Annotated in this window: 20 protein-coding genes; 10 read left to right on the forward strand and 10 right to left on the reverse strand. The window is 71.2% G+C overall.

Annotated elements, in window-relative coordinates; translation table 11 throughout:
- Positions 1-125: 125 nt before the first annotated feature.
- From ACFV9D_RS17620 to ACFV9D_RS17635, 4 genes are all read right to left on the reverse strand, one after another.
- Positions 126-431 (reverse strand): hypothetical protein, encoded by a 306-nt coding sequence (locus ACFV9D_RS17620; protein WP_385146410.1) that lies wholly within the window; start codon positions 429-431, stop codon positions 126-128.
- A gap of 104 nt (positions 432-535) precedes the next feature.
- Entirely contained in the window at positions 536-2200 is a 1665-nt protein-coding gene (locus ACFV9D_RS17625; RefSeq protein ID WP_385146412.1) for a BCCT family transporter, read from the reverse strand.
- A gap of 168 nt (positions 2201-2368) precedes the next feature.
- A complete protein-coding gene (locus ACFV9D_RS17630) occupies positions 2369-3712 on the reverse strand; it encodes a M14 family metallocarboxypeptidase (protein WP_385146414.1) in 1344 nt (447 codons plus the stop codon).
- Positions 3709-5700 (reverse strand): Xaa-Pro dipeptidyl-peptidase, encoded by a 1992-nt coding sequence (locus ACFV9D_RS17635; RefSeq protein WP_385146416.1) that lies wholly within the window; start codon positions 5698-5700, stop codon positions 3709-3711. Before ACFV9D_RS17635 ends, ACFV9D_RS17630 begins: the two co-directional genes overlap by 4 nt.
- 203 nt (positions 5701-5903) lie before the next feature.
- Between ACFV9D_RS17635 and ACFV9D_RS17640 the strand changes: the two genes are divergently transcribed.
- The 7 genes from ACFV9D_RS17640 to ACFV9D_RS17670 all read left to right on the forward strand — a co-directional run bounded on the left by ACFV9D_RS17640 (position 5904) and on the right by ACFV9D_RS17670 (position 14659).
- Complete coding sequence (locus ACFV9D_RS17640) at positions 5904-7427, forward strand: M1 family metallopeptidase (protein ID WP_385146418.1); 1524 nt, start codon at positions 5904-5906, stop codon at positions 7425-7427.
- Between the two features lie 104 nt (positions 7428-7531).
- A complete protein-coding gene (locus ACFV9D_RS17645; RefSeq protein ID WP_385146420.1) occupies positions 7532-8509 on the forward strand; it encodes an ADP-ribosylation family protein in 978 nt (325 codons plus the stop codon).
- 263 nt (positions 8510-8772) lie between these two features.
- The gene (locus ACFV9D_RS17650) at positions 8773-9804 is read left to right on the forward strand and encodes a LacI family DNA-binding transcriptional regulator (protein WP_385146422.1); all 1032 of its coding nucleotides are present in this window, start codon (positions 8773-8775) and stop codon (positions 9802-9804) included.
- 156 nt (positions 9805-9960) lie between these two features.
- Complete coding sequence (locus tag ACFV9D_RS17655) at positions 9961-11262, forward strand: ABC transporter substrate-binding protein (protein ID WP_385146424.1); 1302 nt, start codon at positions 9961-9963, stop codon at positions 11260-11262.
- A 172-nt stretch (positions 11263-11434) separates the two neighbouring features.
- Entirely contained in the window at positions 11435-12403 is a 969-nt protein-coding gene (locus tag ACFV9D_RS17660; RefSeq protein ID WP_385146426.1) for a carbohydrate ABC transporter permease, read from the forward strand.
- Positions 12400-13239: a carbohydrate ABC transporter permease gene (locus tag ACFV9D_RS17665; RefSeq protein WP_385146428.1), complete on the forward strand. Its 840-nt coding sequence runs from the start codon at positions 12400-12402 to the stop codon at positions 13237-13239. Before ACFV9D_RS17660 ends, ACFV9D_RS17665 begins: the two co-directional genes overlap by 4 nt.
- Positions 13240-13291: 52 nt before the next feature.
- Positions 13292-14659 (forward strand): GH1 family beta-glucosidase, encoded by a 1368-nt coding sequence (locus ACFV9D_RS17670; RefSeq protein ID WP_385146430.1) that lies wholly within the window; start codon positions 13292-13294, stop codon positions 14657-14659.
- Here ACFV9D_RS17670 and ACFV9D_RS17675 read toward each other — a convergent pair.
- Together ACFV9D_RS17675 and ACFV9D_RS17680 are read right to left on the reverse strand one after the other, a co-directional pair.
- Complete coding sequence (locus ACFV9D_RS17675) at positions 14649-15599, reverse strand: oxygenase MpaB family protein (RefSeq protein ID WP_385146432.1); 951 nt, start codon at positions 15597-15599, stop codon at positions 14649-14651. The genes ACFV9D_RS17670 and ACFV9D_RS17675 overlap by 11 nt on opposite strands.
- A 126-nt stretch (positions 15600-15725) precedes the next feature.
- Positions 15726-16214, reverse strand: a complete 489-nt coding sequence (locus ACFV9D_RS17680) for a hypothetical protein (protein ID WP_385146434.1) — start codon at positions 16212-16214, stop codon at positions 15726-15728.
- 162 nt (positions 16215-16376) lie between these two features.
- Between ACFV9D_RS17680 and sph the strand changes: the two genes are divergently transcribed.
- Positions 16377-17375, forward strand: a complete 999-nt coding sequence (sph, locus tag ACFV9D_RS17685; protein ID WP_385146436.1) for a sphingomyelin phosphodiesterase — start codon at positions 16377-16379, stop codon at positions 17373-17375.
- A gap of 579 nt (positions 17376-17954) precedes the next feature.
- Entirely contained in the window at positions 17955-19019 is a 1065-nt protein-coding gene (locus ACFV9D_RS17690; RefSeq protein ID WP_385146438.1) for an RCC1 domain-containing protein, read from the forward strand.
- A gap of 145 nt (positions 19020-19164) precedes the next feature.
- Here ACFV9D_RS17690 and ACFV9D_RS17695 read toward each other — a convergent pair whose 3' ends face one another.
- Entirely contained in the window at positions 19165-19632 is a 468-nt protein-coding gene (locus tag ACFV9D_RS17695; RefSeq protein WP_385146440.1) for a hypothetical protein, read from the reverse strand.
- A gap of 103 nt (positions 19633-19735) precedes the next feature.
- A complete protein-coding gene (locus ACFV9D_RS17700) occupies positions 19736-20218 on the reverse strand; it encodes a macro domain-containing protein (protein ID WP_385146442.1) in 483 nt (160 codons plus the stop codon).
- Between the two features lie 202 nt (positions 20219-20420).
- Here ACFV9D_RS17700 and ACFV9D_RS17705 point away from each other — a divergent pair, with 202 nt between their 5' ends.
- A complete protein-coding gene (locus ACFV9D_RS17705; protein WP_385146444.1) occupies positions 20421-21173 on the forward strand; it encodes a MerR family transcriptional regulator in 753 nt (250 codons plus the stop codon).
- A 196-nt stretch (positions 21174-21369) separates the two neighbouring features.
- Here the strand turns inward: ACFV9D_RS17705 and ACFV9D_RS17710 are convergent, their stop codons facing one another.
- A complete protein-coding gene (locus tag ACFV9D_RS17710; protein WP_385146446.1) occupies positions 21370-23547 on the reverse strand; it encodes a 3-hydroxyacyl-CoA dehydrogenase NAD-binding domain-containing protein in 2178 nt (725 codons plus the stop codon).
- 62 nt (positions 23548-23609) lie between these two features.
- A complete protein-coding gene (locus tag ACFV9D_RS17715) occupies positions 23610-24824 on the reverse strand; it encodes an acetyl-CoA C-acetyltransferase (protein ID WP_385146448.1) in 1215 nt (404 codons plus the stop codon).
- Between the last annotated feature and the right edge of the window lie 18 nt (positions 24825-24842).

Below are 24842 nucleotides of genomic sequence, written 5' to 3' on the forward strand. Positions count from 1 at the left end.
AACCCCCCCCTTGCTCGGGCCCCCTCTCCTTTTTTCAACCCCCCGGCGCCCCGGCCCCCGGCGTCCCCCGGCCCCGCCCCCCCCCCCCCCCCCGCCCCCCCCCCCCCCCCCCGGGCCTGTGGGGGTCAGTTCCAGGGCTTGGGGTTGTTGTCGTCGGCGTCGACGCAGTTGCGGATCTTGCGGTCCAGGGCGTCGGCCTGGGCGCGGGCCTTGCGGGCCTCGGCCGTGGCGCCGAGGCGCTGGAGCTTGGCGGCCTTCGCGCGGAGGTCGGCCGACTGCTGGCGCATCTTGCTCACGTTGCAGACGACCTCCTTGCCGGCCGCGTGCGCGGGCTCGGCGGTCACCGTCTGACCGAGCAGCAGGCCCCCGGCCAGCAGCGTCGTCGCGGTGAGGGCGGTCAGGGTGCGGCGCAGCGGCTTCGCGTACGTCATGGTGCTCTCCAACTTCCGGGCCGTGGGGCCCCTCCCCCAACCCTCGGCCGGGGGACCCCCACGAGGCATGGTCAATACCGGCCGGTAACCTTAACCCACAGCGATCAACTCCCGTCAGCCGGCGTACTGGTACCGGGGCCGATCCGCAGTTCGAAGTCGCCGTCGTACTTCTCGTGGCCCGCGATCACGGCGAGTTCGACCACCTCCACCCCGACTTCGCCGCGGACGATCAGCGGGTCCTTGCGCAGGTCCCGCATCAGCGCCACGCACATGCCGATCATCACGAGCACGAACGGCGCCGCCACGAGGATCGTGAGGTTCTGCAGACCCGCGAGGGCGTCCCCCTGGCCGTCGCCGATGAGGAGCATGATGGCGGCGACCGCTCCGGTCAGCACACCCCAGAACACGACCACGGGGCGCGTCGGTTCGAAGGAGCCGCGCTGCGACAGCGTGCCCATGACGATCGAGGCGGCGTCCGCGCCGGAGACGAAGAAGATGCCGACGAGGATCATCACGATCAGGCTCATGGTTCCGGTGAGGGGGAACTCCTGGAGCACACCGAAGAGTTGGCCCTCGGGAGTGCTCTCCTCCGGCAGCCGGCCCTCCTCGCTCAGCTTCATCGCCGTGCCACCGAAGACGGCGAACCAGACCAGGCTCACCGCGCTCGGCACGAGAATGACCCCGCCGACGAACTGACGGATCGTCCGGCCCCGGCTGATCCGGGCGATGAACATGCCGACGAAGGGCGTCCAGGAGATCCACCACGCCCAGTAGAAGACCGTCCAACTCCCCAGCCACTCGTGGATGTTGTCACCGCTGGTCGCCTCCGTGCGGCCGGCCAGCTGCGGCAGGTCGCCGATGTAGGCGGCGATCGAGGTGGGCAGCAGATCGAGCACGACGATGGTCGGGCCCGCGATGAAGACGAAGAGGGCGAGCACCAGGGCGAGCACCATGTTGGTGTTGGAGAGCCACTGGATGCCCTTCTCGACGCCGGAGACGGCGGAGAGGACGAAGGCGACGGTCAGGACGGCGATGATGCCGACGAGCAGTCCGGTGCCCGTCTTCTCCATCCATCCCAACTCCTCGACTCCCCCGCCGATCTGCAGCGCCCCGAGGCCGAGCGACGCGGCCGAGCCGAACAGGGTCGCGAAGATGGCCAGGATGTCGATGACCCGGCCGGGACCGCCGTACGCCCGTCGCTCCCCCATCAGCGGGACGAAGACGGCACTGATGGTCTGCCGCCGGCGCCGCCGGAAGGTGGAGTACGCGATGGCGAGGCCGACGACGGCGTAGATCGCCCAGGGGTGGAGCGTCCAGTGGAAGAGCGTGGTGGCCATCGCGGTCTGCATCCGCTCGGCCGAGTCGACGGGGTGCGTGCCGGGCGGCGGGGTGCCGTAGTGCGCGAGCGGCTCGCTCACCCCGTAGAACATCAGGCCGATGCCCATGCCCGCGCTGAACATCATCGCGATCCACGAGACGGTCCGGAACTCCGGCCCCTCGTTCTCCTGGCCGAGGGTGATGCGGCCGTAGCGGCTGATCGCCAGCCACAGCGCGAAGACGACGAAGCCGGAGGCGGCGAGCATGAACGCCCAGCCGCCGTTACGGATCAGGCCGTCGAGAAGATCGCTGGAGGCGGTCTCCAGGCTGTCCGTGGCCGTGGCACCCCAGATCACGAAGGCCACGGTCAGGACGGCGGTGACACCGAACACGATCCGGTCGGTGCGGGCGCGGTGGCCGTGCCCGGGCCGGCCGGGGAGGTCCGCCGTCACCGGCAGCCCCTCCCGACCTCCCCGATCGCCGCCGCCTCCGCGGCCGCCCCTTCTCTGATCTTCCTGCGACACAGGTGGCACCTTTCACGGCATTACGGGACGAACTGAACTCACTCCCGTAAGGCAGTACCACATGCGACGCGATTCTCCGGGGACCAACTCAGCCCGTCAGCAGACCTCCACGGGCCGACCGGTGGTGAGGCGGTAGGTCGCTCTGCCGTCCAGCAACAGCGGAACGAGCGCGCGCTGCGACTGCCGCAGGGGTACGAGAACCCCGTCGCCGTCCCGCCGGACCGTGATCCCGTGCAGGGCGAGCTCGTCGCCGAACTCGGCGTACTGCACCCGGTCCAGGCGGTAGCCGCAGGGCGGATCCTGGATCGTCTCGGCGGGCTCGGCCGGGTCGTTGTCGGCGCCGCCGAGCAGCACCGGGCCTCGGTCGGCGAACCCCGTGTGCCGCGCCGCCGCCGTGACCGCGCCCAGCCGTCCGCGCCGCTCGTCGACGTAGGCGAAGGCACCCTTCAGCGCCGCGAGTTGGGTGGTGACGCGGCGCCGCTGGTTACGGGCGGTGTCGTCCTTCTCGGCATCGGTCAGGGCCTCGACGCGGGTCTCGACGAGCAGGCCGACGGAGTGCTTGACGCCGGCCGTGTTGCGCAGGATCCGCTCCTGACCGTCGCCCGCGACCTGCTTGATCGGCTTGCCGGTGAGCGGATCGGTCCAGATGCCGTAGATGCCGCTGCTGAAGCCGGCGGCCCCGGCCGACGGCCGGACGTAGGACTCCGACAGGGTGTGGGCCTCGTCGTGCACGCGGGCGTCGGTGTTCAGGTTGCGGGGCCAGAGCGCGAGCAGGTCCTTGTCGTAGTGGGGCGAGGTCCCGCCGTACTCGTGCAGGTCGTGGACCACCTCCGGGCGGCGGTCGCGGATGAGGGCGGCCAACGCGCGGCCCTCGGCGGTCTGCAGGGCGATGTGGTCGCGGTTGACGTCGACGCCGTCGGCGTTGCCGCGGGTGTCGGCCTCGCGCCCGTCCGGGTTGGCGGAGGGAACGACGAGGACGGTGGTGCGGGAGAGGAAGCCTGGGGGTACCCCCACGCCCCCGGGGCGTAGGGGGAGGGTGTCCGGGTCCCGGGCGTACGCCAGGTCCCGCACGGTGGTGAGGCAGGCCTCCCGGCCCGACGGCTCGTCACCGTGCTGGCTGCAGACCAGCAGCACGGTGGTGCCGGCGTCGGCCGCGCCCACGGTGGCGAGCCGGAGCGGGCGCCCCTGCTTCGTCGTGCCGATGGTGCGCACCGAGACACGGTCGCTGCCCCGGTCGACGGCGGCGAGGAACGCGGTTTCCTCCGGCTCGCTGGTCCACCGGGCGCCCCCGCTCCGTTCGAAGCCCGTCCTCGGGGGCGACGCGGGGGCCGCCGTGCCGGCGGCCTCCGCGGGGACGGCGACGAGCGGGAGGCCGAGGGCGGCGACGCCGGCCATGAGGGCGAGTGTGCGCCGGGAGCGGGGGTGCGGGGTGCGCGTCATCGAACCTCTCCGGGGATGGGGTGGCCCGAGCGCGGGTGTCCGACGCCGGTCAGGCGGCCGGTGGTGGGCGCCGAGCGCGCGGCGTCCGTGCCGGCCGTCGCCCGGCTGAAGGCCTCGGAGCCGCCGACCAGGGGCAGTTTGGCAGAGGTACGGGCGAGATCGAGGGTGATCGTCGGCGTGGCGGACGGAGGGTCGAGCAGGTCCTTGTCGGTACCGCCGACGATCAGCGCGAGCCGGTGCCCGGCCGGGACGACGTGGTCGGTGGCCGCCAGCTTCAGCGTCATCGTGTACGCCCTGCCGGGGGTCAGCAGCCGGCCCTTCGAGGGGTTCGCCCAGGTGCCCAGATCCGCCCAGCCGCGGCTGACGACCGTGAAGTCCACGTCTGCCGTACGGGCCTTGGTCTCCTTGAAGCAGGCGCTGTCGCCGCTCGTGCTCGCGCCCCAGCACGAGCGCTCGGTGAGCGTGGTGATGCCTTCGCCGGCCGCCGCGTAGTCCCGGATCGTGTCCGGGCCGAGGTCGACGAGGACGGCCGTCAGATGAGCGGTCGCGGTCGTCGGGGTGGCCGTGACCGTCACCGTGGAGGAGCCGGAGAGCCGCAGGTCGCGACCGAGCGGCCGGGTGACGAACCCGGCCTTGGCGGGGGTCGACTCGTCGATCCGCGCGGCCCAGTCGATCTCGCCCAGGCCCGGGTCGTCGGTGAAGGTCTCCGTGGCGCCGGGTGCGGCGGGGGTGCGGCCGAGGGTGCCGACGCCGGGCGCGGTCCCCGTGCCCGGGCGCAGGGTGGTGGTCTCGGTGGCGCGCGGCGGCCAGACCCGGTCGGTGGTCCACCGGTCCGGGGCGCGCTCGATGTCGGCCATCGGCTCGCGGTCGATGCCGTTCTCGTAGCCGAGGAGGTAGTGGTCGAACCAGCGGTGCAGGGTGCGGACCCAGTCGGCGCGGCGGAAGTCGAAGGGGTCGACGTGGCCGGTCTGCGAGAGCCAGATCTTGCGCTCGACGCCGTGCGCGGCGAGGGCGTCCCACCACTGGCCGAACTGGTTGGCGCGGACGTTGAGGTCCTGTTGCCCGTGCACGACGAAGACGCTGGCCTTCACCTGGCCCGCGTCCTGGACGTGGTCGCGCTCGCTCCAGGCGCGGGTCCAGTCGCCGCTGTACGGGGTGGCGGCGGTGATGCGCTCCTGAACGGCGCCGCAACGGGCGTTCGCCTCGGGACTGTTGACGTACTCGGAGAGCCAGCTCGGGTTGGCGTTGTAGAGCGGCGCGCCCTGAGAGTGGAAGTAGTCGTACCAGGAGGAGATCGCGCCGATCGGCACGATGGTCTCCAGGCCCTCGACGCCGGTCGCGGCGACGCCGTTGGCGATGGTCCCGTCCCAGCTCTTGCCGATCATGCCGACCTTGCCGGTGGACCAGGTGGTGGCCCGGGCCCGGTCGGAGCCGGTACGGGTGGTGTATCCGCGGGCCCGGCCGTTCAGCCAGTCGACGACGGCCTTGGCGGACTGGACGTCGGAGCGCCCGCCGACGTCGTCGCAGCCGTCCGAGCGGTTGGTGCCGGCGAGATCGACGGCGACGAAGGCGTACCCACGGGGAACGAAGTAGTTGTCGTAGAAGAGCGGGAACTGGACGGGGTTCCCTGCCGCGTCGTACGTCTTCTTCTGGCCTTCGTTGCCACGTCCGCAACAGGCGTAGTACGGGCTGGCGTCCATGATGACCGGGATCTTCCGGCCCGCGGCGGCGGGCTCCCGGGGCCGGACGATGTCGGCGGCGACCCGGTCGGTGCGGCCGTCGCCGTCGCCGTCGAGGCCGGTGTCCACCCAGACGGACTCGCGGATCGCGTCGGCGTAGGAGTGGACGGGCTGCGACTCCCGTACGGGGGCCTGCGCCTGAGCCCCGGTCGGGGACACGAGCGCGGCCATCACGGCGGCCGCGGCGGCCGCCACCAGGGTTCTGCACGACAGACGGGCTCTGCGGGTTCTCCGCACAGGTATCGGCATGGGGCGGAACGTACCCCGGTCAACTCCCGAGCAAAAGAGTGCAGTCGGGAGCAGGAAGACATCGACAGGGGCCCGATCACGCATTTCGGCCGCATGGCGATCGTGTGACAGGTGGGGCCCTGGACATGACGCAGCGTCATGGTCCTGAATAGTGTCGATAAGGACCGAAGACCATTCGTGCTTCTTACTGACTTGGAGCTCTCGTGCACCGCAGACTTGTCGTTCCGAGCGCGCTCGCGGCCTCTCTCCTGCTGGCGATCCCGGCATCGGCCGCCGACTACGCGCCGGGCGCATCGGGCATCGGCGATCCCTACTACCCGGCCAGTGGCAACGGCGGATACGACGTCTCCCACTACGACCTGCGGCTGAAGTACCAGCCCGCGACCGACCTCCTGGAGGGCACGGCGACAATCCTCGCCACGACCACCCAGAACCTCTCCCGCTTCAACCTCGACCTCGGGCTCAAGGTGAGCGAGGTGCGGGTGAACGGCAAGAAGGCGCGGTTCACCACGACCGGCGAGCAGGAGCTGGAGATCACTCCGGCGACCCCGCTGGAGAAGAACCGTACGATCTCGGTCGTCGTGCGGTACGCGGGCAAGCCCTCCGAGGTGAAGATCGGCGGCTGGACCGCCTGGCACCGCACCCCCGACGGCGGTGTCGCCGCCCAGGAACCGGACTCGGCCGCGTGGTGGTTCCCGTCCAACGACCACCCCCTGGACAAGGCGACGTTCGACGTCTCGGTCTCCGTACCGGACGGCACGCAGGCGATCAGCAACGGCGTGCTGCAGTCGCAGTCCTCGAGGCTCGGCTGGACGCGCTACAACTGGCGTTCCAACAAGCCCCAGGCGACCTATCTGGCCACGCTGGCGGTCGGCAGGTTCGACATCACCACCGACAAGACGGCGAACGGGCTCCCGGTCCTCAACGCGTACAGCAAGGACCTCGGCGACAACGCGGGTGCGGCGCGGGCGTCGATCGAGCGGACGACCGAGGTCGCGGAGTGGCTGGAGGAGGTCTTCGGGCCGTACCCCTTCAACGCGCTGGGCGGCTACGTCCCCAACGTGACCAGCGGCTACGCCCTGGAGACGCAGACCCGGCCGTTCTACAGCCCGCGGCAGTTCGCCAACGGGGCGAACGTGTCGGTGGTCGTCCACGAGCTGGCGCACCAGTGGTACGGCGACAGCGTCTCGGTCGACCACTGGAAGGACATCTGGGTCAACGAGGGCTTCGCCCGCTACAGCCAGTGGCTGTGGTCGGAGAAGGAGGGCGAGGGCACGGCCCAGGAACTGGCCGACTACGTCTACGAGACCCGCAGGGCCGAGGACCCGTTCTGGAAGGTCGAGCCGGGTGACCCGGGGCCGGAGAACCAGTTCCACATCGCCGTGTACGACCGGGGCGCACTGGCGCTCCAGGCGCTGCGCAACGAGATCGGCGACGAGGACTTCTTCGCGATCCTGAAGGGCTGGCCGACGGAGTTCGCGTACGGCAACGCCAAGGTCGCCGACTTCGTCTCGTACGCGGAGCGTGTCTCGGGCAAGCCGCTGGCCGCTCTCTTCGACACCTGGCTGTACCAGCCGGTGAAGCCGGCGTCGTCGACGGCGGCGGAGGCCGGGCTGTCGGCTCGGTCCGCGGGAGCGGACACGGCGCCCACGGCGAAGCCGGTCGAGCCGAAGTCCTGGAAGAAGATCGCGGAGACGAACACGATCCACGAGCACGACGAGCACTGACGCCGCACCGCGCGCCCTGCCGTCGCCCTGAAGGGGCGGGGCAGGGCGCGCGTCCGTGTCCCGGTTAGGCTCGCGGCCGGACGGAGCGGGAGCGGAGGACGGTCATGGGCGTGGAGCGGTACGGCGATCCGGTGGTACGGGAGGCCGTCGCGCGACGGGTCGATGCGGCGTGGGGGCTCGAACTGCCCCGCTCCTTCTTCCGGTTCCTGGACTTCCTCGCCTCCCTCGGGCCGGCCGAGGAGCGGGCGATGCGGGACCTGGAACTCGCGCCGTACGGCGTCATGGACCTGTTCGCGGATCCCTCGGCGCTCCCCGGCGAGGGTCTCGACATCCGGGTGCACGGGCGGTATTACCGCGATCCGCCGGAGTTCCTCACCTTTCTGCACGGTGGGACGGACGGGCTCCATTTCGGGCTCTGGTCCGACGACGGGCGCGGCTGCGACGGAGTCGCCTCGTACTGGACCAACGACGGCGGCGACATCGAGCGCCGCCACCACACCCCGCTGGAGGCAGTGCGGGCGCAGATCGAGTCGGCGGAGCGCGACCTCGCGGACATGGTGGCCGACGGGGAGGACGTGCAGGAGCGGCTCGAGGGTGTCGGGCGCCTGCGGGTGGCCCTGACGGGCTTCGAGACCGGGGAGCGTACGGAGACGGGGCTCGCGTACTCCGAGGCGTACGAGCGTCGTCGGCCGGCCGTCGACACGGACCGGATCACGACCCTGGACGGTGCAGGCGCTCTGGTGTCCGGGGCGACGGCGCTCGACCGCCCGCCGCTTGGCGCGGCGGACGAGTACCGCTTCGGCACGTTCATGGAGAAGCTGTTCGAGGACGCGGAAGCTGTGCGGGCTGCCCGCGACGAGGCCCTGCGGCGGGCCGCCGCAGGCGATCCGGCGGAAGCGCTGGTGCTCGGGCGGGACCTGCACTGGGCGTCGTACGGCGAGCCGGAGCGCGAGGGGTACGCGCGCGAGCTGCTGGCCCTGGCCTACCGGGAGCTCGGCCGCCCGGCCCTCGCGGAGATCGCGGCGGCCCACGACCGTCACCGCGCGCTCGCGAACGTGGAGGTGCTGCGGCGGACGCGCTGAGGCGGCGCGACCGACGGGCCGAAGCCCTGAGTGGCGCGGACCGACCGTCGGCGCCCTGCGCGGCGCGGACCGACCGTCGACGCCCTGGGGCGGCGGGGACCGACCGTAGGCGCCCTGAGGCGGCGCGGACCGACCGTCGGCTCCCTGAGCGGCGGGGACCGGGCCCGCGAGAGCGCTTTCCCCGGGCGGGCCCGCCGGTCCCGCCACCGGATACCCTCGACGCTGTCAACACCGTCACCCACCGTGCCCGTGAGGAGCCACCCTTGAGCGAGTCGACGACGTCCGGGACGCGCCCGACCCTGGAAGCCGTCGCCGCGCGCGCCGGGGTGTCCCGGGCGACGGTGTCCCGTGTCGTCAACGGCGGGGCCGGGGTCCGCGAGGCCCTGGCCGAGAAGGTGCGCGAGGCCGTCGAGGAGCTCGGCTACATCCCCAACCACGCGGCGCGGACGCTGGTGACCCGGCGCAACGGAGCCGTCGCCGTGATCATCGCCGAGCCCGAGTTCCGGATCTTCTCCGACCCGTTCTTCGAGCAGCAAGTGCGTGGGATCAGCCGCGAACTCACGGCGCACGACGCCCAGTTGGTCCTGTTGTGGGTGGAGGGCCCGGGCGATCACGAGCGGATCGCGCGCTATCTCGGGGGCGGCCATGTCGACGGAGCGCTTGCCTTCTCGCTCCACAACGACGATCAACTGCCCGAGATCGTCCGACGCGTCCAGGTGCCCACGGTCTTCGGCGGACGCCCGGGCTGGACCGGACCGGCGGACGAGCCGCCGGTGCCGTACGTCGACTGCGACAACCGTGGCGGAGCCCGCGCCGCCGTGCGCCATCTGCGCGCGCTCGGCCGCCGGAACATCGCGCACATCACCGGCCCGCGCGACCAGACCTCCGCGCTCGACCGCCTCGACGGGTACCGCGACGAGCTGCCGGACGCCGGGCCCGACCTGGTGGCCGAAGGGGCGTTCACGAAGGAGAGCGGGGCCCGGGCGATGAGCGAGCTGCTGACCCGCCGCCCCGACCTGGACGCCGTGTTCGCGGCCAACGACCTGATGGCCTCGGGTGCGCTGCGGGTACTGCGCGAGCACGGCCGCCGGGTGCCGGAGGACGTGGCACTGGTCGGCTTCGACGACATGCTGCCGGTGGCCGAGGCGACCGATCCCCCGCTCACGACGGTCCGTCAGGACATCGAGGGCATGGGCCGGTTGATGGTACGGCTCCTGATGCGCACTCTCGACGGCGCGGGCGTCGCCGAGCCCGTGATCACGCCGACCGAGCTGGTCCGGCGCGCCTCCGCGTGAGGATCGCGCACCGGAACTCCGCGTAAGGGCCTTGAAGTCCGGGGCGAACTGCCCCGGTAAATCGAGCTGTTACGCGTTCGACTCTTGACGGGAACCTCGCCGGGAAGGCACGCTCCTGACGCATTCCTGAGAGCGCTCTCACGACGGAGGCTTCCCATGCCCACTGCCCGAGCCGCCAGAACGACCGCCGTCCGTCTGGGCGCCGTCGTTCTCACCGGCGCCCTGCTCGCCGCCTGCGGACCCGGTGGATCCGGCGCCTCCGACGGCGCGGGCGGCAAGGTCACGATCACCGTCGACCTCTACGGCGCCTTCGGCTTCAAGGAGGCCGGGCTGTACGCCGCGTACGAGAAGCTCCACCCGAACGTCACCATCAAGCAGACCGACACCGAGGACGAGCAGGACTACTGGAAGTCGCTCCAGACCCGGCTGGCCGGCGGGGGCGGACTCGCCGACGTCCAGGGCATCGAGGTCGGCCGGATCGCCTCGGTCACGCAGCAGCAGGCGGACAAGTTCGAGGACCTGACGAAATACGGCGCGGAGAGCCTGAAGGGCGAGTTCGCCGACGCCAAGTGGTCCGCCGCGACCACCAAGGACGGCAAGGTGCTCGGCCTCGGCACGGACGTCGGGCCCGAGGCGATCTGCTACCGCACGGACCTCTTCAAGCAGGCCGGACTCCCCACCGACCGCGCCGAGTTGGCGCAGAAGTGGTCCACCTGGGACGGCTATCTGGAACTCGGCCGGCAGTACAAGGCCAAGGCCCCGGCCAAGAGTGCCTGGATGGACAGCGTCGGCAGCCTGTTCACGGTCATGATCGGTCAGGAGAAGGAGCGGTACTACGACGCCTCGGGCACGCTGATCTACGCCGACAACCCGGCTGTGAAGACGGCCTGGGAGACCTCGGCGAAGGCCGCGGAGGAAGGCCTGAGCGCCAAGCTCGACCAGTGGTCGCCGCAGTGGAACCAGGCGTTCTCCACCGGCTCCTTCGCGACGCTCCCCTGCCCCGCGTGGATGCTCGGCTACATCAAGGGCCAGGCCGGCGACGCGGGCAAGGGCAAGTGGGACATCGCCAAGCTGCCCGGCAGCGCCGGGAACTGGGGCGGCTCCTATCTCTCCGTACCGCGCGCGGCGAAGCACAAGAAGGAGGCGTACGAGCTGATCAAGTGGCTCACCGCCCCCGAGCAGCAGGCCACGCTCTTCACGAAGCAGGGGAACTTCCCCTCCTCCACCGACGCCATCGCCCAGGTCGCGTCGGCGACGGACCCGTACTTCTCCGGTGCGCCGATCGGCCAGATCTTCGGCGACGCGGCCAAGGCGGCTCCGGTGCAGGTGCTGGGGGTCCACGACAAGAACGTCGCCGATCAGATCACCAACGCGCTGAGCGAGGTGGAGCGCAAGGGCACCAGCCCCGACAAGGCCTGGTCGAACGCGCAGAAGGGCGTCGAGAACGCCATCGGCTGAGCGCGCGCGGGGGCCGCGGCCGTGGCCCCGGCCCGCCCCGGCACCCGAGCTGCTGCTCGCGCTGCCGGGCGCCGCGCCGCCTAGGGCACCCGCCCGGCACCCGCGGGGCGGGCCGCCGACCCATCGGCCCCGCCGACCCGTCCCCTCCGCACCCGACCCGAAGGGCCGCACTGTGACCCTCACCGCCTCCGGGCCGGCGACGGCGCCCGTCCCGCCGCCGCCGGCCCGGTCCACCCGCACGGCGGCGCGCCGCAGATGGGGCGCCCTCGTCCCGTACGCCTATCTCGCCCCGTTCTTCACCCTGTTCGCGGCGTTCGGTCTCTTCCCCCTCCTCTACACCGCGTTCGTCTCGCTCTACCGGGTCGAGTTGCAGACCCCCGGCGACATGGAGTGGCGCGGCCTCGGCAACTACGCGGCGCTGCTCACCGACGAGTTCTTCTGGACCGCGCTGCGCAACACCTTCACCATCGGGGTCCTGTCGACGGTGCCGCAGCTCGCGATGGCGCTCGGCCTCGCGCATCTGCTCAACTACAAGCTGCGGGGCCGGACCTTCTTCCGTACCGCGATGCTGCTGCCGTACGCGACCAGCGTGGCCGCCGCCACGCTCGTCTTCGCCCAGCTCTTCGGCCAGGACTTCGGGCTCGTCAACTACGCGCTCTCCCTGGTCGGTTTCGGCCCCGTCGACTGGCAGAACGGCACGCTGGCCTCGCAGATCGCCGTCTCCTCGATCGTCGTCTGGCGCTGGACCGGGTACAACGCCCTGATCTATCTCGCCGGGATGCAGTCCATCCCCGCTGAGCTGTACGAGGCGGCGGAGATGGACGGCGCCTCGCGGTGGCGGCAGTTCTTCCACGTCACCCTGCCCGGGCTGCGCCCCACGATCGTCTTCACCACGGTCGTCTCCACCATCGGCGCGACCCAGCTGTTCGGTGAGCCGCTGCTCTTCGAGGGCTCGATCTCGGGCGGCATCTCGCACCAGTACCAGACCCTCGGGCTCTATCTGTACGAGCAGGGCTGGGGCTTCTTCCACCTGGGCCGGGCCGCCGCCATCGCCTGGCTGATGTTCCTGCTGATTCTCGTCCTGGTCGGGGTCAACGCCCTTGTCCTGCGCCGTCGTTCACGGAAGGAGGTCCGGGCATGAGCGTGCGCGTCGCCGGCCGTACGGGCCACGGGGGCCGGATCACGTACGCGATCCTCGTCCTGGCCGTTCTGGTCTCCGCCTTTCCCTTCTACTGGACGATCGTCGCCGCGAGCCGTTCCAACGCCGAGCTCGCGCAGGTGCCGCCGACCCTGCTGCCGGGGCCGAACCTCTTCCGTAACTTCGAGGCGGTCATGGAGGAGGCCGACATCGGCACGGCGCTCCTCAACTCCTTCGTGGTCTCGGGCTCCATCACCGTCGGCACCGTGCTGTGCTGCACGCTGGCCGGGTTCGCCTTCGCCAAGCTGCGCTTCCGCGGCCGTGGCGCGCTGCTCGCGATCACGGTCGGCACGATGATGATCCCGCCGCAGCTCGGGGTGATCCCGCTCTTCATGCTGATCGCCGAACTGGGCTGGGTGAACCAGCTGCAGTCGGTGATCCTGCCCGGTCTCGTCTCGGCCTTCGGGGTCTTCTTCATGCGCCAGTTCCTGGTGCAGTCGCTGCCGGACGAACTGATCGAGGCGGCCCGGGTCGACGGGGCGTCCTCCGCCCGGATCTTCTGGTCGATCGTGGTGCCCGTCGCCCGGCCCGGGATGGCGGTCCTCGGCCTGCTCACCTTCATGGCCGCCTGGAACGACTTCTTCTGGCCGATCATCGCCCTCTCCTCGCAGGAACCGACCGTCCAGGTCGCGCTGCGCCAGCTCGGCGGCGGCTACGTCCACGACCAGTCCGTGATCATGGCGGGCACCCTGCTCGGCACGCTGCCGGTGCTGCTCGTCTTCGGTCTGCTCGGCCGCCAGATCGTGGGCGGCATCATGCAGGGCGCCGTCAAGGGCTGAGCCGTTCAAGGCCGTCCCGAATTCCCCTTCCTCTCATAGGAGTTCTCCGTACATGAACGCTCTCTTCCCTGACGGATTCCGCTGGGGCGCGGCCACCGCCGCCTACCAGATCGAGGGCGCGGCGGCCGAGGACGGCCGTACGCCGTCCATCTGGGACACGTTCAGCCGGACACCGGGCAAGGTGCGCAACGGCGACACGGGTGACATCGCCGCCGACCACTACCACCGGATGCGCGAGGACGTGGCCCTGATGCGGGAGCTGGGCCTGACGGACTACCGCTTCTCCCTCTCCTGGTCCCGGATCCAGCCGACCGGGCGGGGCCCCGCGGTGCAGAAGGGGCTCGACTTCTACCGCGGACTGGTCGACGAGCTGCTCGAAGCCGGGATCCGCCCCGTCGCCACCCTCTACCACTGGGATCTGCCTCAGGAGTTGGAGGACGCCGGTGGCTGGCCGGAGCGCGCGACGGCGGAGCGGTTCGCCGAGTACGCGGGCCTCGCCGCCGAGGCGCTCGGCGACCGCGTCACCACCTGGACGACCCTCAACGAACCGTGGTGCGCTGCCTTCCTGGGCTACGGCTCCGGGGTCCACGCCCCGGGCCGTACCGACGACGCGGCCGCGCTGCGCGCCGCCCATCACCTCAATCTGGCCCACGGCCTGGCCGCCCGGGTCCTGCGCGCGTCCGTGCCCGCCACGGCGGAGCTGTCGCTCACCCTCAACCTCCATGCGATCAGGGCTCTTTCGGACTCCCCGGAGGACGTGGACGCGGCCCGCCGCATCGACGCCGTCGGCAACCGGATCTTCCTCGACCCGGTCTTCCACGGCCGCCTGCCGGCCGACCTGGTCGAGGACACGGAGCCGATCACGGACTGGTCCTTCGTGCGGGACGGCGACCTGGAGGTGATCTCCACACCGATCGACTCGCTCGGGATCAACTACTACTCCCCCTCCGTCGTCGCCGCCGGCACTTCGGAGTCCCCGTCGCCGTGGCCGGGTGCGGCCGACCGGGTGCGGTTCCTGCCCGCGCCCGGGCCGCGCACGGCGATGGACTGGCCGGTGGACGCCGACGGCCTGCACGAGCTGCTGATGCGACTGCGCGACGAGCTGCCCGGCGTCCCGCTGCTGATCACCGAGAACGGCGCCGCGTACGACGACTACGCCGACCCGGAGGGCCACGTCCACGACCCGGAGCGGGTGGCGTACGTCGACGCTCATCTCGCCGCCGTGCACCGGGCGATCGCCGACGGCGCCGATGTGCGCGGGTACTTCCTGTGGTCGCTCCTGGACAACTTCGAGTGGGCGTACGGCTACGGCAAGCGGTTCGGCATCGTCCACGTGGACTTCGCGAGCCAGCGCCGTACGCCGAAGGACAGCGCGCGCTGGTACGCGGAGGTCATCGCGCGCGGTGGTCTCACCCGCTGATCCTGGCTTCGCGGCGGTCCGATCCGCTGATCCTGGCCTCGCGGCGCGCCCTCCTCGCCAGGGGCAGGTAACGCAGCCGCTCGGGGAGTACGGGCACAACGGCCCGTACGATCCGGGCGAAGCGGCGCAGCCGTCGTTCCTGCTCGTCGGTCCACTCCAGGCCGATGGCCTCGCGGGCGTCCGGCGGCAGCAGGCCGACGGTGACGAAGGAGCGGAAGCGGGCGAGGCGCGGCAGGATCACCGGCCACAGCGCCTTGAGCAGGAGCCGCAGCGGCAGGGGACCGCGGTCGGGCGGGGGGACGGGCTGGTCGGTGGCGACGAGCTCGCGCACGACGACGGTGGCCTCCAGCTCGCCGAGCATCTTGCGGTAGTACGGCCAGAACTCCTCGATCGTCTGGGGCATGTCCCGGTCGTGGATGCCGAGGATGCGGCCGACCTGGAGCCACTCGGCGTAGAGCCGCCGTTCCTGGGCCTCGGTGAGCGGGCGGTGGAGCAGACGCAAGCCGTGGTGGTAGACGGGGAAGCCGGTGGCGTGGACCCAGGCGTAGTTCGAGGGGGTGAGCGCGTGGTAGGGGCGGCCGTGGGCGTCGACGCCCTGGATGTTCCGGTGGAGCGCGCGCAGCCGGCGCCCTTCCTCGGCCGCGGCCTCGCCTCCGTACACCCAGAGCAGGGCGGAGCGCAGCGAGCGCTCGCCGCGGCCCCAGGGGTCGGTGCGGAAGACGGAGTGCGCGTCGACCCCCGCGCCGACGGCCGGGTGGGCGACCTGCAGCGTGAGCGCGGCGGGCAGCATGAGCAGCCCCCGGACGTCCCCGGCGACGCTCCACAGCACCCCGCCGACGGGCGGCGGCGCGGGAGCGGCGGCGACGCGCCGCGCGGTGGCCTTCTCATGGGGCCTCGCCGCGGAACGCTCCGGGCTCGCGGGCTCCTGCGCTCCGGTCATGGGGCACTCTCCTTACGTTCTCAGCCTGCCCCGGCCGGGCTTTTCCGGCAAAAGGCACACATGAGGTCGGGGCCGCGTCCCGGGCCTCAGCCCGGGGCGCGGCCCCGACCTCATGGTGCGTGGATGTCAGCCGCGGTCGGCGCCGACCGGCTCGCCGACGATGCGGCCCGCCAGGGCGTGAGCCCAGGCGTCGACGTCGGCGGAGAGCTCGCGCTCGGCGGCGGCGCGCTCGGCGGCGATGCGCTCGGCACCGGCGGCCAGGATCGCGTCGCGCTCTCGCATACCCTCGGCGCGGGCGGCGGCGATGGCGGCCGTGCCGTCCTCGGTGGCCTTGGAGCGGATACGGGCGGCGTCGTGGCGGGCCTCGGCGAGCTCCGCCTCGTACTGCTCACGGATCTGCGTGGCCTCGGCGCGCAGGTCGTCGGCGCGCTCGGTGCCGCCGGCGATGGCGTCGTCGCGCTCGGCGAGGGTGCGGTTGATCTTCGGCAGGATGCCCTTCGCCAGGATGAGGAAGGTGAGGGCGAACAACACCACGCCGAGGATGAGCTCAGCCGTGACGGGGTTGAGCGGACCGAGGTCCATGTCGAAGATCGTCGAATTCTGCGCGAGGGTCATGCGCGCATGATACCTGCTCGGAAAAGGGCCGATTTCCGCGGCCGTCGAGAGGCGACGGGTTCGTGCTGACATGACCGCGCAAGATTCCCGGCATCCAATGGCTACCGCAAGGTAACTACGGCTGATTTGATGTGCGGCGCCGCTCCAACCCCCCACCTACACATGGGAGTTTCCGTGCCGCTCGCCGCACACCGCCGTCGTGCCTCCGGCGCCGCCCTGTCCCTGACGCTCGCCGCCGCGACCCTCGCCACGGCAGCCCCCTCGGCCTCGGCCGCCGAGGCCCCCCGTCTGAAGGTGCTCAGCTACAACACCTTCCTGTTCAGCAAGACGCTCTACCCGAACTGGGGACAGGACCACCGGGCCAAGGCGATACCCGCCGCCGGCTTCTACCAGGGCCACGACGTCGTCGTGATCCAGGAGGCCTTCGACAACTCCTCGTCCGACGCCCTCAAGGCGAATTCCGCCGCCCAGTACCCGTACCAGACCCCGGTCATGGGTCGCAGCAAGACCGGCTGGGACGCCACCAGCGGCGCCTACTCCGCGACGACGCCGGAGGACGGCGGCGTGACGATCCTCAGCAAGTGGCCGATCGTCCGCAAGGAGCAGTACGTCTACAAGGACGCGTGCGGCGCGGACTGGTACTCGAACAAGGGCTTCGTCTACACCGTCCTGAACGTGAACGGCACCAAGGTCCACGTCGTCGGCACCCACGCCCAGTCCACCGACCCGGGCTGCTCGGCGGGCGAGGCGGCGCAGATGCGCAGCCGCCAGTTCAAGGCGATGGACGCCTTCCTCGACGCCAAGAACATCCCGGCGAACGAGCAGGTCATCGTGGCCGGCGACTTCAACGTGGACTCCCGGACGCCCGAGTACGGCACCATGCTGAGCGACGCGGGCCTCGCCGGCGCGGACGCCCGCACCGGCCACCCGTACTCCTTCGACACCGAGCTGAACTCGATCGCCTCCGAGCGCTACCCGGACGACCCGCGCGAGGACCTCGACTACGTGCTGTTCCGCTCGGGCAACGCACGCCCGGCGGGCTGGACGAACAACGTCGTCCTGGAGCAGAGCGCGCCCTGGACGGTCTCCAGCTGGGGCACGCAGTACACGTACACCAACCTCTCCGACCACTACCCTGTTGTGGGTACTTTCGAAGAGTAAGTGTGGCGGTTGGCTGTCGCGCGTCCGAAGGTACGTGTCTCGGGGGACGTCCCCGAGATACGTACCCCACGGCGATGCGGTACGGCCGGCCGCTCGACGACGCACCCGCGGCGCCGCCGACCGCCGGTCCGTCGGTCGAGTTCGAGCGGGCCGCCGCCGAGGCTGTCGGTGACACGGTTCTTACCGGCACTCCTCCATGGCGAGTGCCTCGTCCCACCGATCCGCGCCCAGCAGATCGTCGGCCGCCGGCGGCGGCCGGTCGAGACGGCCTCGTATGCCAAGACTCAGGGACGGCTGGTCACCTCGGCCGGGGGTGGGCGATGGAAGAGTCACTGCAGGGGTCGGCCAGGACGGCACCCCCGTGCTTCACTCCAGGCGAGTAGACGGGGCCTCCCAAGTCGTCCTCGAACAGCCACAAGAGCTCGTGTGGCCGATGTGCCGGTCAGTCGTTTGCCGCAACCCGGCCCCGGTGTCGGTGTCGCCCCGCACCTTCTGTCACTTGATGAATCACCGTGGTCAGTCCATGTAGGAGCCAGCCGACACGGCCGCTCATCCCCACACCACACCCCGAGGTGACACATGCGACTGCTCCAAACACGACGGCGCAGACCGAGAACTGCCCTGTCTACGGGACTGCTCGTCCTGACCGCCCTGGCTGCGTGGGCGTTGCCCGCCGCGCCGCCGGCCGCCGCCCAGGTCCAGCGAGTCGAGTCCTGGGGCTACAACGGCTTCGGCCAGCTCGGCGACGGCACCACCGACAACCGGCACACCCCGGTCACCGTGGCCGGACTGACCGCCGCCAACACCACCGGCCTCGCCGCAAGCACTCACGGCTTGGCCGTGCTGTCCAACGGCACCGTCAAGGCCTGGGGCGCCAACGACTACGGGCAGCTCGGCGACGGCACCACCTCCGACCTCTCCGACCCCGACCACCTCACGCCCGGCACGGTACCCGAGCTGAGCGGCGTGACGGCGGTTGCCACCGGCTGCCTCCACAGCCTTGCCCTGCTGTCCAACGGCACCGTCAAGGCCTGGGGCAACAACTTCTCCGGCCAGCTCGGCGACGGCACCACAGGCTCCATCAGCACCACTCCTGTCACCGTCATCGACCCCAGCAACCCCAGCGTCCCCCTCAGCGGCGTAACCGCGATCGCCGCCGGCTGCGACCACAGCCTCGCTCTGCTGTCCAACGGCACCGTCAAGGCCTGGGGCGACAACAGCGCCGGGCAGCTCGGCAACGGCAGCACCGGCGGCACCAGCGGCACCCCCGTCACCGTCGTCAACCTCACCGGCGTCCGAGACATCGACGCGGGGGACTCGCACAGCCTCGCCCTGCTGTCCAACCAAACCGTCCGAGCCTGGGGCGACAACAGCGACGGCCAGCTCGGCAACGGCAGCACCGGCGGCACCAGCGGCACCCCCGTCACCGTCGTCAACCTCATCAGGGTCCGAGGCATCTCCGCCGGCCGCTCCCACAGCCTGGCGCGCCTGTCCGACGACACTCTCAGAGCCTGGGGCGGCAACGACCAGGGGCAGCTCGGCAATGCCAGCACCACCGGCAGCGACACTCCCATCACCGTGCGCACCGGCATCGGCACCATCAGCCTCATCGTCGCGGGCAGCTTCCACAGCATGGCGGCCTGAGGCCCCACGCCGCACCCCACATAGACGGTCCCTGGTACCGCGGCGCGGGCGTCCCTGAACCCGTGATCGCCCTCGGCCCGCCGCGCCCCCTCTGCCCGGCGGGCCGAGTCGTCCGCCGGGCCGTTTCGTCCCCGCGTCCTGACGCCTAGTACCCGTACATACCGAACTGGGCATAGGCCCAGAGCCCCACGACCCCCGCCACGCAGATGAGCACCACCCAGGAGCCGAAGCTCGTGTGGCGGCTCTTGCGGGGGCGGACCGGCCTGGCCGGGCGCTCCGCGCGTGCGGCGCGCTCGGTGCGGGAGCGGGGCGGCTCGCTGTCGGCGGCGGCGACATCGGCGAGCAGGCGGCGGCAGACCGCAGCCAGTTCGCCCGTCCCGACGGTGAGGTCGACGACTGTCTCGGACCGGGCCGGCGCCGTGGTACCGCCGTCGAGGAGGCGTCCGGCCCGGACGCGCGCCTGGTCCTTCCCACCGGTCGGGGCAAGGCTTATCCAGCGCCCCACGTGCTCTCCGCGGATCACCACCCCGCCGCCCCGCTCCCGGTACACGGTGTGCTCCCGCCACAGGACCGCGGCCAACTCCGTGGCCGTCTCCCTGAGTTCCGTGTACATGACCCTCCCCAGTCACCATTCCCCGTATTCGAACAAGCACGTGACTCTAGCGGCAGGTACACGCCATCCGACGCGCGGGTGGGGCGGTGCCCCTTACGGCCGGTTACGCCTCGAAGTCGTACACGGTGACCGGTATCCCCCGCTCCACCAGCCGCGCGACGATCAACGGCTCCACCCGCGCCCACTTCCCCCCGGCCAGCCCGCACCCGATTCGCGGCATGTGCACGGAGGCCCCCAACTCCGCCGCCTTGTCGGCGAGCAGCCCGAGCGCCGCGTCGATCGCCTCGTACCGCACCGGCACGCCCGTACTCCGACCGGTCCGTATACCGCGCTGCCCCACCAGATTGGCCACCCAGACATACGCCCCGACCTGCACGAACTGAGCGGCGCCCAACCCGAAGTCGTTCCGCGCCCGCTCCCGGTGCCACCGCCGAAAGGCCACCTCCGGCTCGGCCCAGCGGCGCGACACCGCCAGCACGAACCCCTTGCCCCACCCACCCAGGTCGTTGCAGACGTGCGCGATGATCTTGACCCCCTTGCCCTGCGGCGCGGTGGCGTCCCCTTGTACATACGTGATCCCCGACATGCCCCCACCGTACGAGTCGCCTGTGACAGAGCACCGCGCTCGGCAGCGCTCGACCGTCCAGGGTGGCGCCCGGCGGCGCCCGGCCCGCGGGTCGCCCTCGCGTGCATACGGCAATGACCTGATGCTTTTACAACGCTGGTGAGACAGCAATACTGTTGCACTGACGGGGGAACCGCACGGCACCGGAAGCGAGGCACCTCAGATGGGCACCGAGGCCGAGGAGCAGATGCCGACGTTCACCGTCGACGAGCTGGCCGCGCGGGCGGGGGTCACCGTGCGGACCGTTCGGTTCTACAGCACCAAGGGGCTGCTGCCGCCGCCGGCCATCGGGCCGCGGCGGGTCGGGCGATACGGGGCCGACCATCTCTCCCGGCTCGCGCTGATCGAGGAGCTCCAGCGACAGGGCATGACGCTCGCCGCCATCGAACGGTATCTGCACCAGCTGCCGCCCGATCTCAGCGCACGGGATCTCGCCGTCCACCGGGCCCTGGTCGCCTCCTGGGCGCCCGAGTCCGCCGAGGAGATCACCCGGCGCGAGCTGGAACGGCGCGCCGGGCGGACCCTGGCCGACACGGACGTCGACCGGCTCGCCGCCATGGGTGTCCTCGACAAGGGCGCCGAACCCGACGTCTTCCGGCTCGACTCCACGCTGCTGCGGCTCGGGGTCGAGCTCCTCGACGTGCCCATCGCGCACGAGACGATCCTCGCCTCCCGCACCGTCCTGCTCGAACACGCCCGCGCCGCCGCCCAGGAACTGTCCCGGCTCTTCCGGGACGAGGTGTGGAACCCGTACCGGGAGAGCGCCGAGGACCCGGATCACCTCGCCGCGATGAAGTCGCTCTCCGCGCACATGCAGCCGATGGTGATCCAGGCCCTCGTCACCGCGTTCCAGCGCTCCCTGAGCGAGGAACTGCGGGCGGCGTTCGGTGCGGAGACGGCCGCGAAGAACGACTAGCCGAGCAGCTTCGGGAGGGTGCCCGGGGTCAGGCCGCCCACCAGGATCGGGATCCTCCGGCAGGACGGGAGGCTTGGGCGCGACGGGTGTCGGCGGCTGGCTGAAGCCGGCGGATCCACGCGTAACGGCCCCGCCGCACCGCTCGATCGGATGATCGAAGGGGGGCGCGACGGGGCCGTTCAGCAGATCGGAGGCGTCACGCGTCCGTGAAGACCTCGCCCCGCTCGGCCTTCTCCACCAGGAGCGCGGGCGGCTGGAAGCGGTCCCCGTACTTCTCCGCCAGCTCACGCGCGCGTGCCACGAAGCCGGCGAGGCCGCCTTCGTAGCCGTTGATGTACTGGAGCACACCGCCGGTCCACGCGGGGAAGCCGATGCCCATGATCGAGCCGATGTTGGCGTCGGCGACCGAGGTCAGGACGTTCTCCTCCAGGCAGCGGACCGAGTCCAGCGCCTCGGAGAACAGCATCCGCTCCTTCATGTCCTCGAAGGGGATGGTCACGTCGGAGCGTGTGAAGTGCTCGCGGAGGCCCGGCCACAGCCCGACCCGCTTGCCGGTCTCGTCGTACGCGTAGAAGCCCGCGCCACCGCTGCGTCCCGTACGCCCGAACTCGTCGACCATCCGGTCGATCACCGCGTCCGAGGGGTGCCCGGCCCACGTCCCGCCGGCCTCCTCGATCGCGCGCCGGGTCTCATTGCGGATCTTGCGCGGCAGGGTGAGCGTCAGCTCGTCCATCAGGGAGAGGACCTTGGCCGGGTAGCCGGCCTGCGCCGCCGCCTGCTCGACGGAGGCCGGGTCCGCCCCCTCGCCGACCATCGCGACACCCTCGTTGATGAACTGGCCGATCACCCGCGAGGTGAAGAAGCCGCGCGAGTCGTTCACGACGATCGGGGTCTTGTTGATCTGCCGCACCAGGTCGAAGGCGCGCGCCAGCGCCTCGTCGCCGGTCTGTTCGCCCTTGATGATCTCGACCAGCGGCATCTTGTCGACCGGCGAGAAGAAGTGCAGTCCGATGAAGTCGACCGGGCGGGTGACTCCCTCGGCGAGCACGGTGATCGGCAGCGTCGAGGTGTTGGAGCAGAGCAGCGCGTCCGGCTCGACGACGTCCTGGATCTCCTCGAAGACCTTGTGCTTGAGCGCGGTGTCCTCGAACACGGCCTCGATCACGGCGTCGCAGCCCGCCAGGTCCGCCGGGTCGGCGGTCGGGGTGATCCGGGCGAGCAGCTCGTCGCGCTTCGCCTCGGTCGTACGACCCCGCGAGAGCGCCTTGGCGAGCAGCTTCTCCGAGTACTCCTTGCCGCGCTGCGCCGCCTCCGCCGTGACGTCCTTGAGGACGACCTCGATGCCCGCGCGGGCGCAGGAGTAGGCGATGCCCGCGCCCATCATGCCCGCGCCGAGGACGGCGACCTTGCGGACGGGCCGCGGCTCGATGCCCTGGGGGCGGTTGGCGCCGGAGTTGACGGCCTGGAGGTCGAAGAAGAACGCCTGGATCATGTTCTTCGCCGTCTGGCCGGTGACCAGCTCGGTGAAGTAGCGGGCCTCGATGGTCAGCGCGGTCTCGAAGTCGACCTGCGCGCCCTCGACGGCGCACGCGAGGATGTTGCGCGGGGCCGGGTAGGGGGCGCCGTTCAGCTGCTTCTTCAGGTTGGCCGGGAAGGCCGGCAGGTTGGCGGCGAACCGCGGGTTCGACGGGGTCCCGCCGGGGATCTTGTACCCCTTGACGTCCCAGGGCTGCTGCGACTCGGGGTTCGCGTCGATGAAGGCGCGCGCCTTGGCGAGCATCTCCTCGGGCGTGGCGGCCACCTCGTGGATCAGGCCGTTCTCCAGGGCGCGCTGCGGGGAGTACTGGGCTCCCTGGAGCAGCACCTTGAGCAGGGCGTCGGCGATGCCCATGAGCCGTACGGTACGGGTGACGCCGCCACCCGCCGGGAGGAGACCGAGGGTGACCTCGGGCAGGCCGATCTTGGAGCCGGGCGCGTCGAGCGCGACACGGTGGTGGGAGGCGAGCGCGATCTCGTAACCGCCGCCGAGCGCCGCACCGTTGACGGCCGCGACGACCGGCTTGCCGAGCGTCTCGATCCGGCGCAGGGACTTCTTGATCTCGGTGCCGGTGTCGAAGGCGATCTGCGCGTCCTCCGGTCGCAGCCGGATCATGTCCTTGAGGTCGCCGCCCGCGAAGAAGGTCTTCTTGGCGGAGGTGTAGATGATGCCGCGGATCGAGTCCTTCTCGGCCTCGGCGCGGTCGGCGATCGCCGCGATGGAGTCCTTGAACGCCTGGTTCATGGTGTTCGCGGACTGGTTGGGGTCGTCGAGGACGAGGGTGACGACGCCGGTCTCGTCCTGCTCCCAGCGGATGGTGGTGCTCTGGCTGCTCATTGCTGCTTCTCCGTAAGGCTGCTGAAGGCCTGTGAAGGCTGGTGGAGGCTGGGGACGGACGGTCAGACGCGCTCGACGATCGTGGCGATGCCCATGCCGCCGCCGACGCACAGCGTGGCCAGGCCGTAGCGCTTGTCCTGGCGCTCCAGCTCGTCGACGAGGGTGCCGAGGATCATCGCGCCGGTCGCGCCGAGGGGGTGGCCGAGCGCGATCGCGCCACCGTTGACGTTGACCTTGTCCAGGCTGATGCCCATGTCCTTGACGAAGCGGAGCACGACGCCGGCGAAGGCCTCGTTGATCTCGACGAGGTCGATGTCGTCCATGGTCAGGCCGGCCTTGGCGAGCGCCTTGCGGGTCGCCGGCGCGGGGCCGGTGAGCATGATGGTCGGCTCGGAGCCCGAGACGGCGGCGGCCACGATCCGCGCGCGCGGGGTCAGCCCGTACCGCTCGCCGACCTCCTTGGAACCGATCGCGACGAGCGAGGCGCCGTCGACGATGCCGGAGGAGTTTCCGGCGTGGTGGACGTGGTCGATCTTCTCCACCCAGTGGTACTTCTGCAGCGCGACCGCGTCGAAGCCGCCCATGTCGCCGATGGTCGCGAAGGACGGCTTGAGGGCGGCGAGCGAGTCCGCGGTGGTGCCCGGGCGCATGTGCTCGTCGTGGTCGAGGACGACCAGGCCGCTGCGGTCCTTCACCGGGACGACGGAGCGGTCGAAGCGACCGTCCTTCCAGGCGGCCGCGGCGCGCTCCTGGGAGAGCGCCGCGTACTCGTCGACGTCGCGGCGGGAGAAGCCCTCGATGGTGGCGATGAGGTCGGCGCCGATCCCCTGGGGGACGAAGCCGGTCTCGAAGTTGGTCATGGGGTCGGCGAACCATGCGCCGCCGTCGGAGGCCATCGGCACCCGCGACATGGACTCGACACCGCCGGCGAGGACGAGGTCCTCCCAGCCCGAACGGACCTTCATCGCGGCCATGTTGACGGCCTCGAGGCCGGAGGCACAGAAGCGGTTCTCCTGGACGCCCGCGACGGTGTCGGGGAGACCGGCCGCGATGGCGGCGACCCGGGCGATGTCGGAGCCCTGGTCGCCGACCGGGCCGACGACGCCGAGGACGATGTCGTCGATCGCCGCCGGGTCGAGCCCGGGGAAGCGGGCGCGGATCTCGTGGATGAGGCCGACGACCAGGTCGATGGGCTTGGTGCCGTGCAGGGCGCCGTTGGCCTTGCCGCGGCCGCGCGGGGTGCGGATCGCGTCGTACACGTACGCTTCGGTGCTCACGAGAAGCCTTTCACGATG

It is taken from the genome of Streptomyces sp. NPDC059875 (assembly GCF_042731085.1).
In the GTDB taxonomy this organism is placed as follows: domain Bacteria; phylum Actinomycetota; class Actinomycetes; order Streptomycetales; family Streptomycetaceae; genus Streptomyces.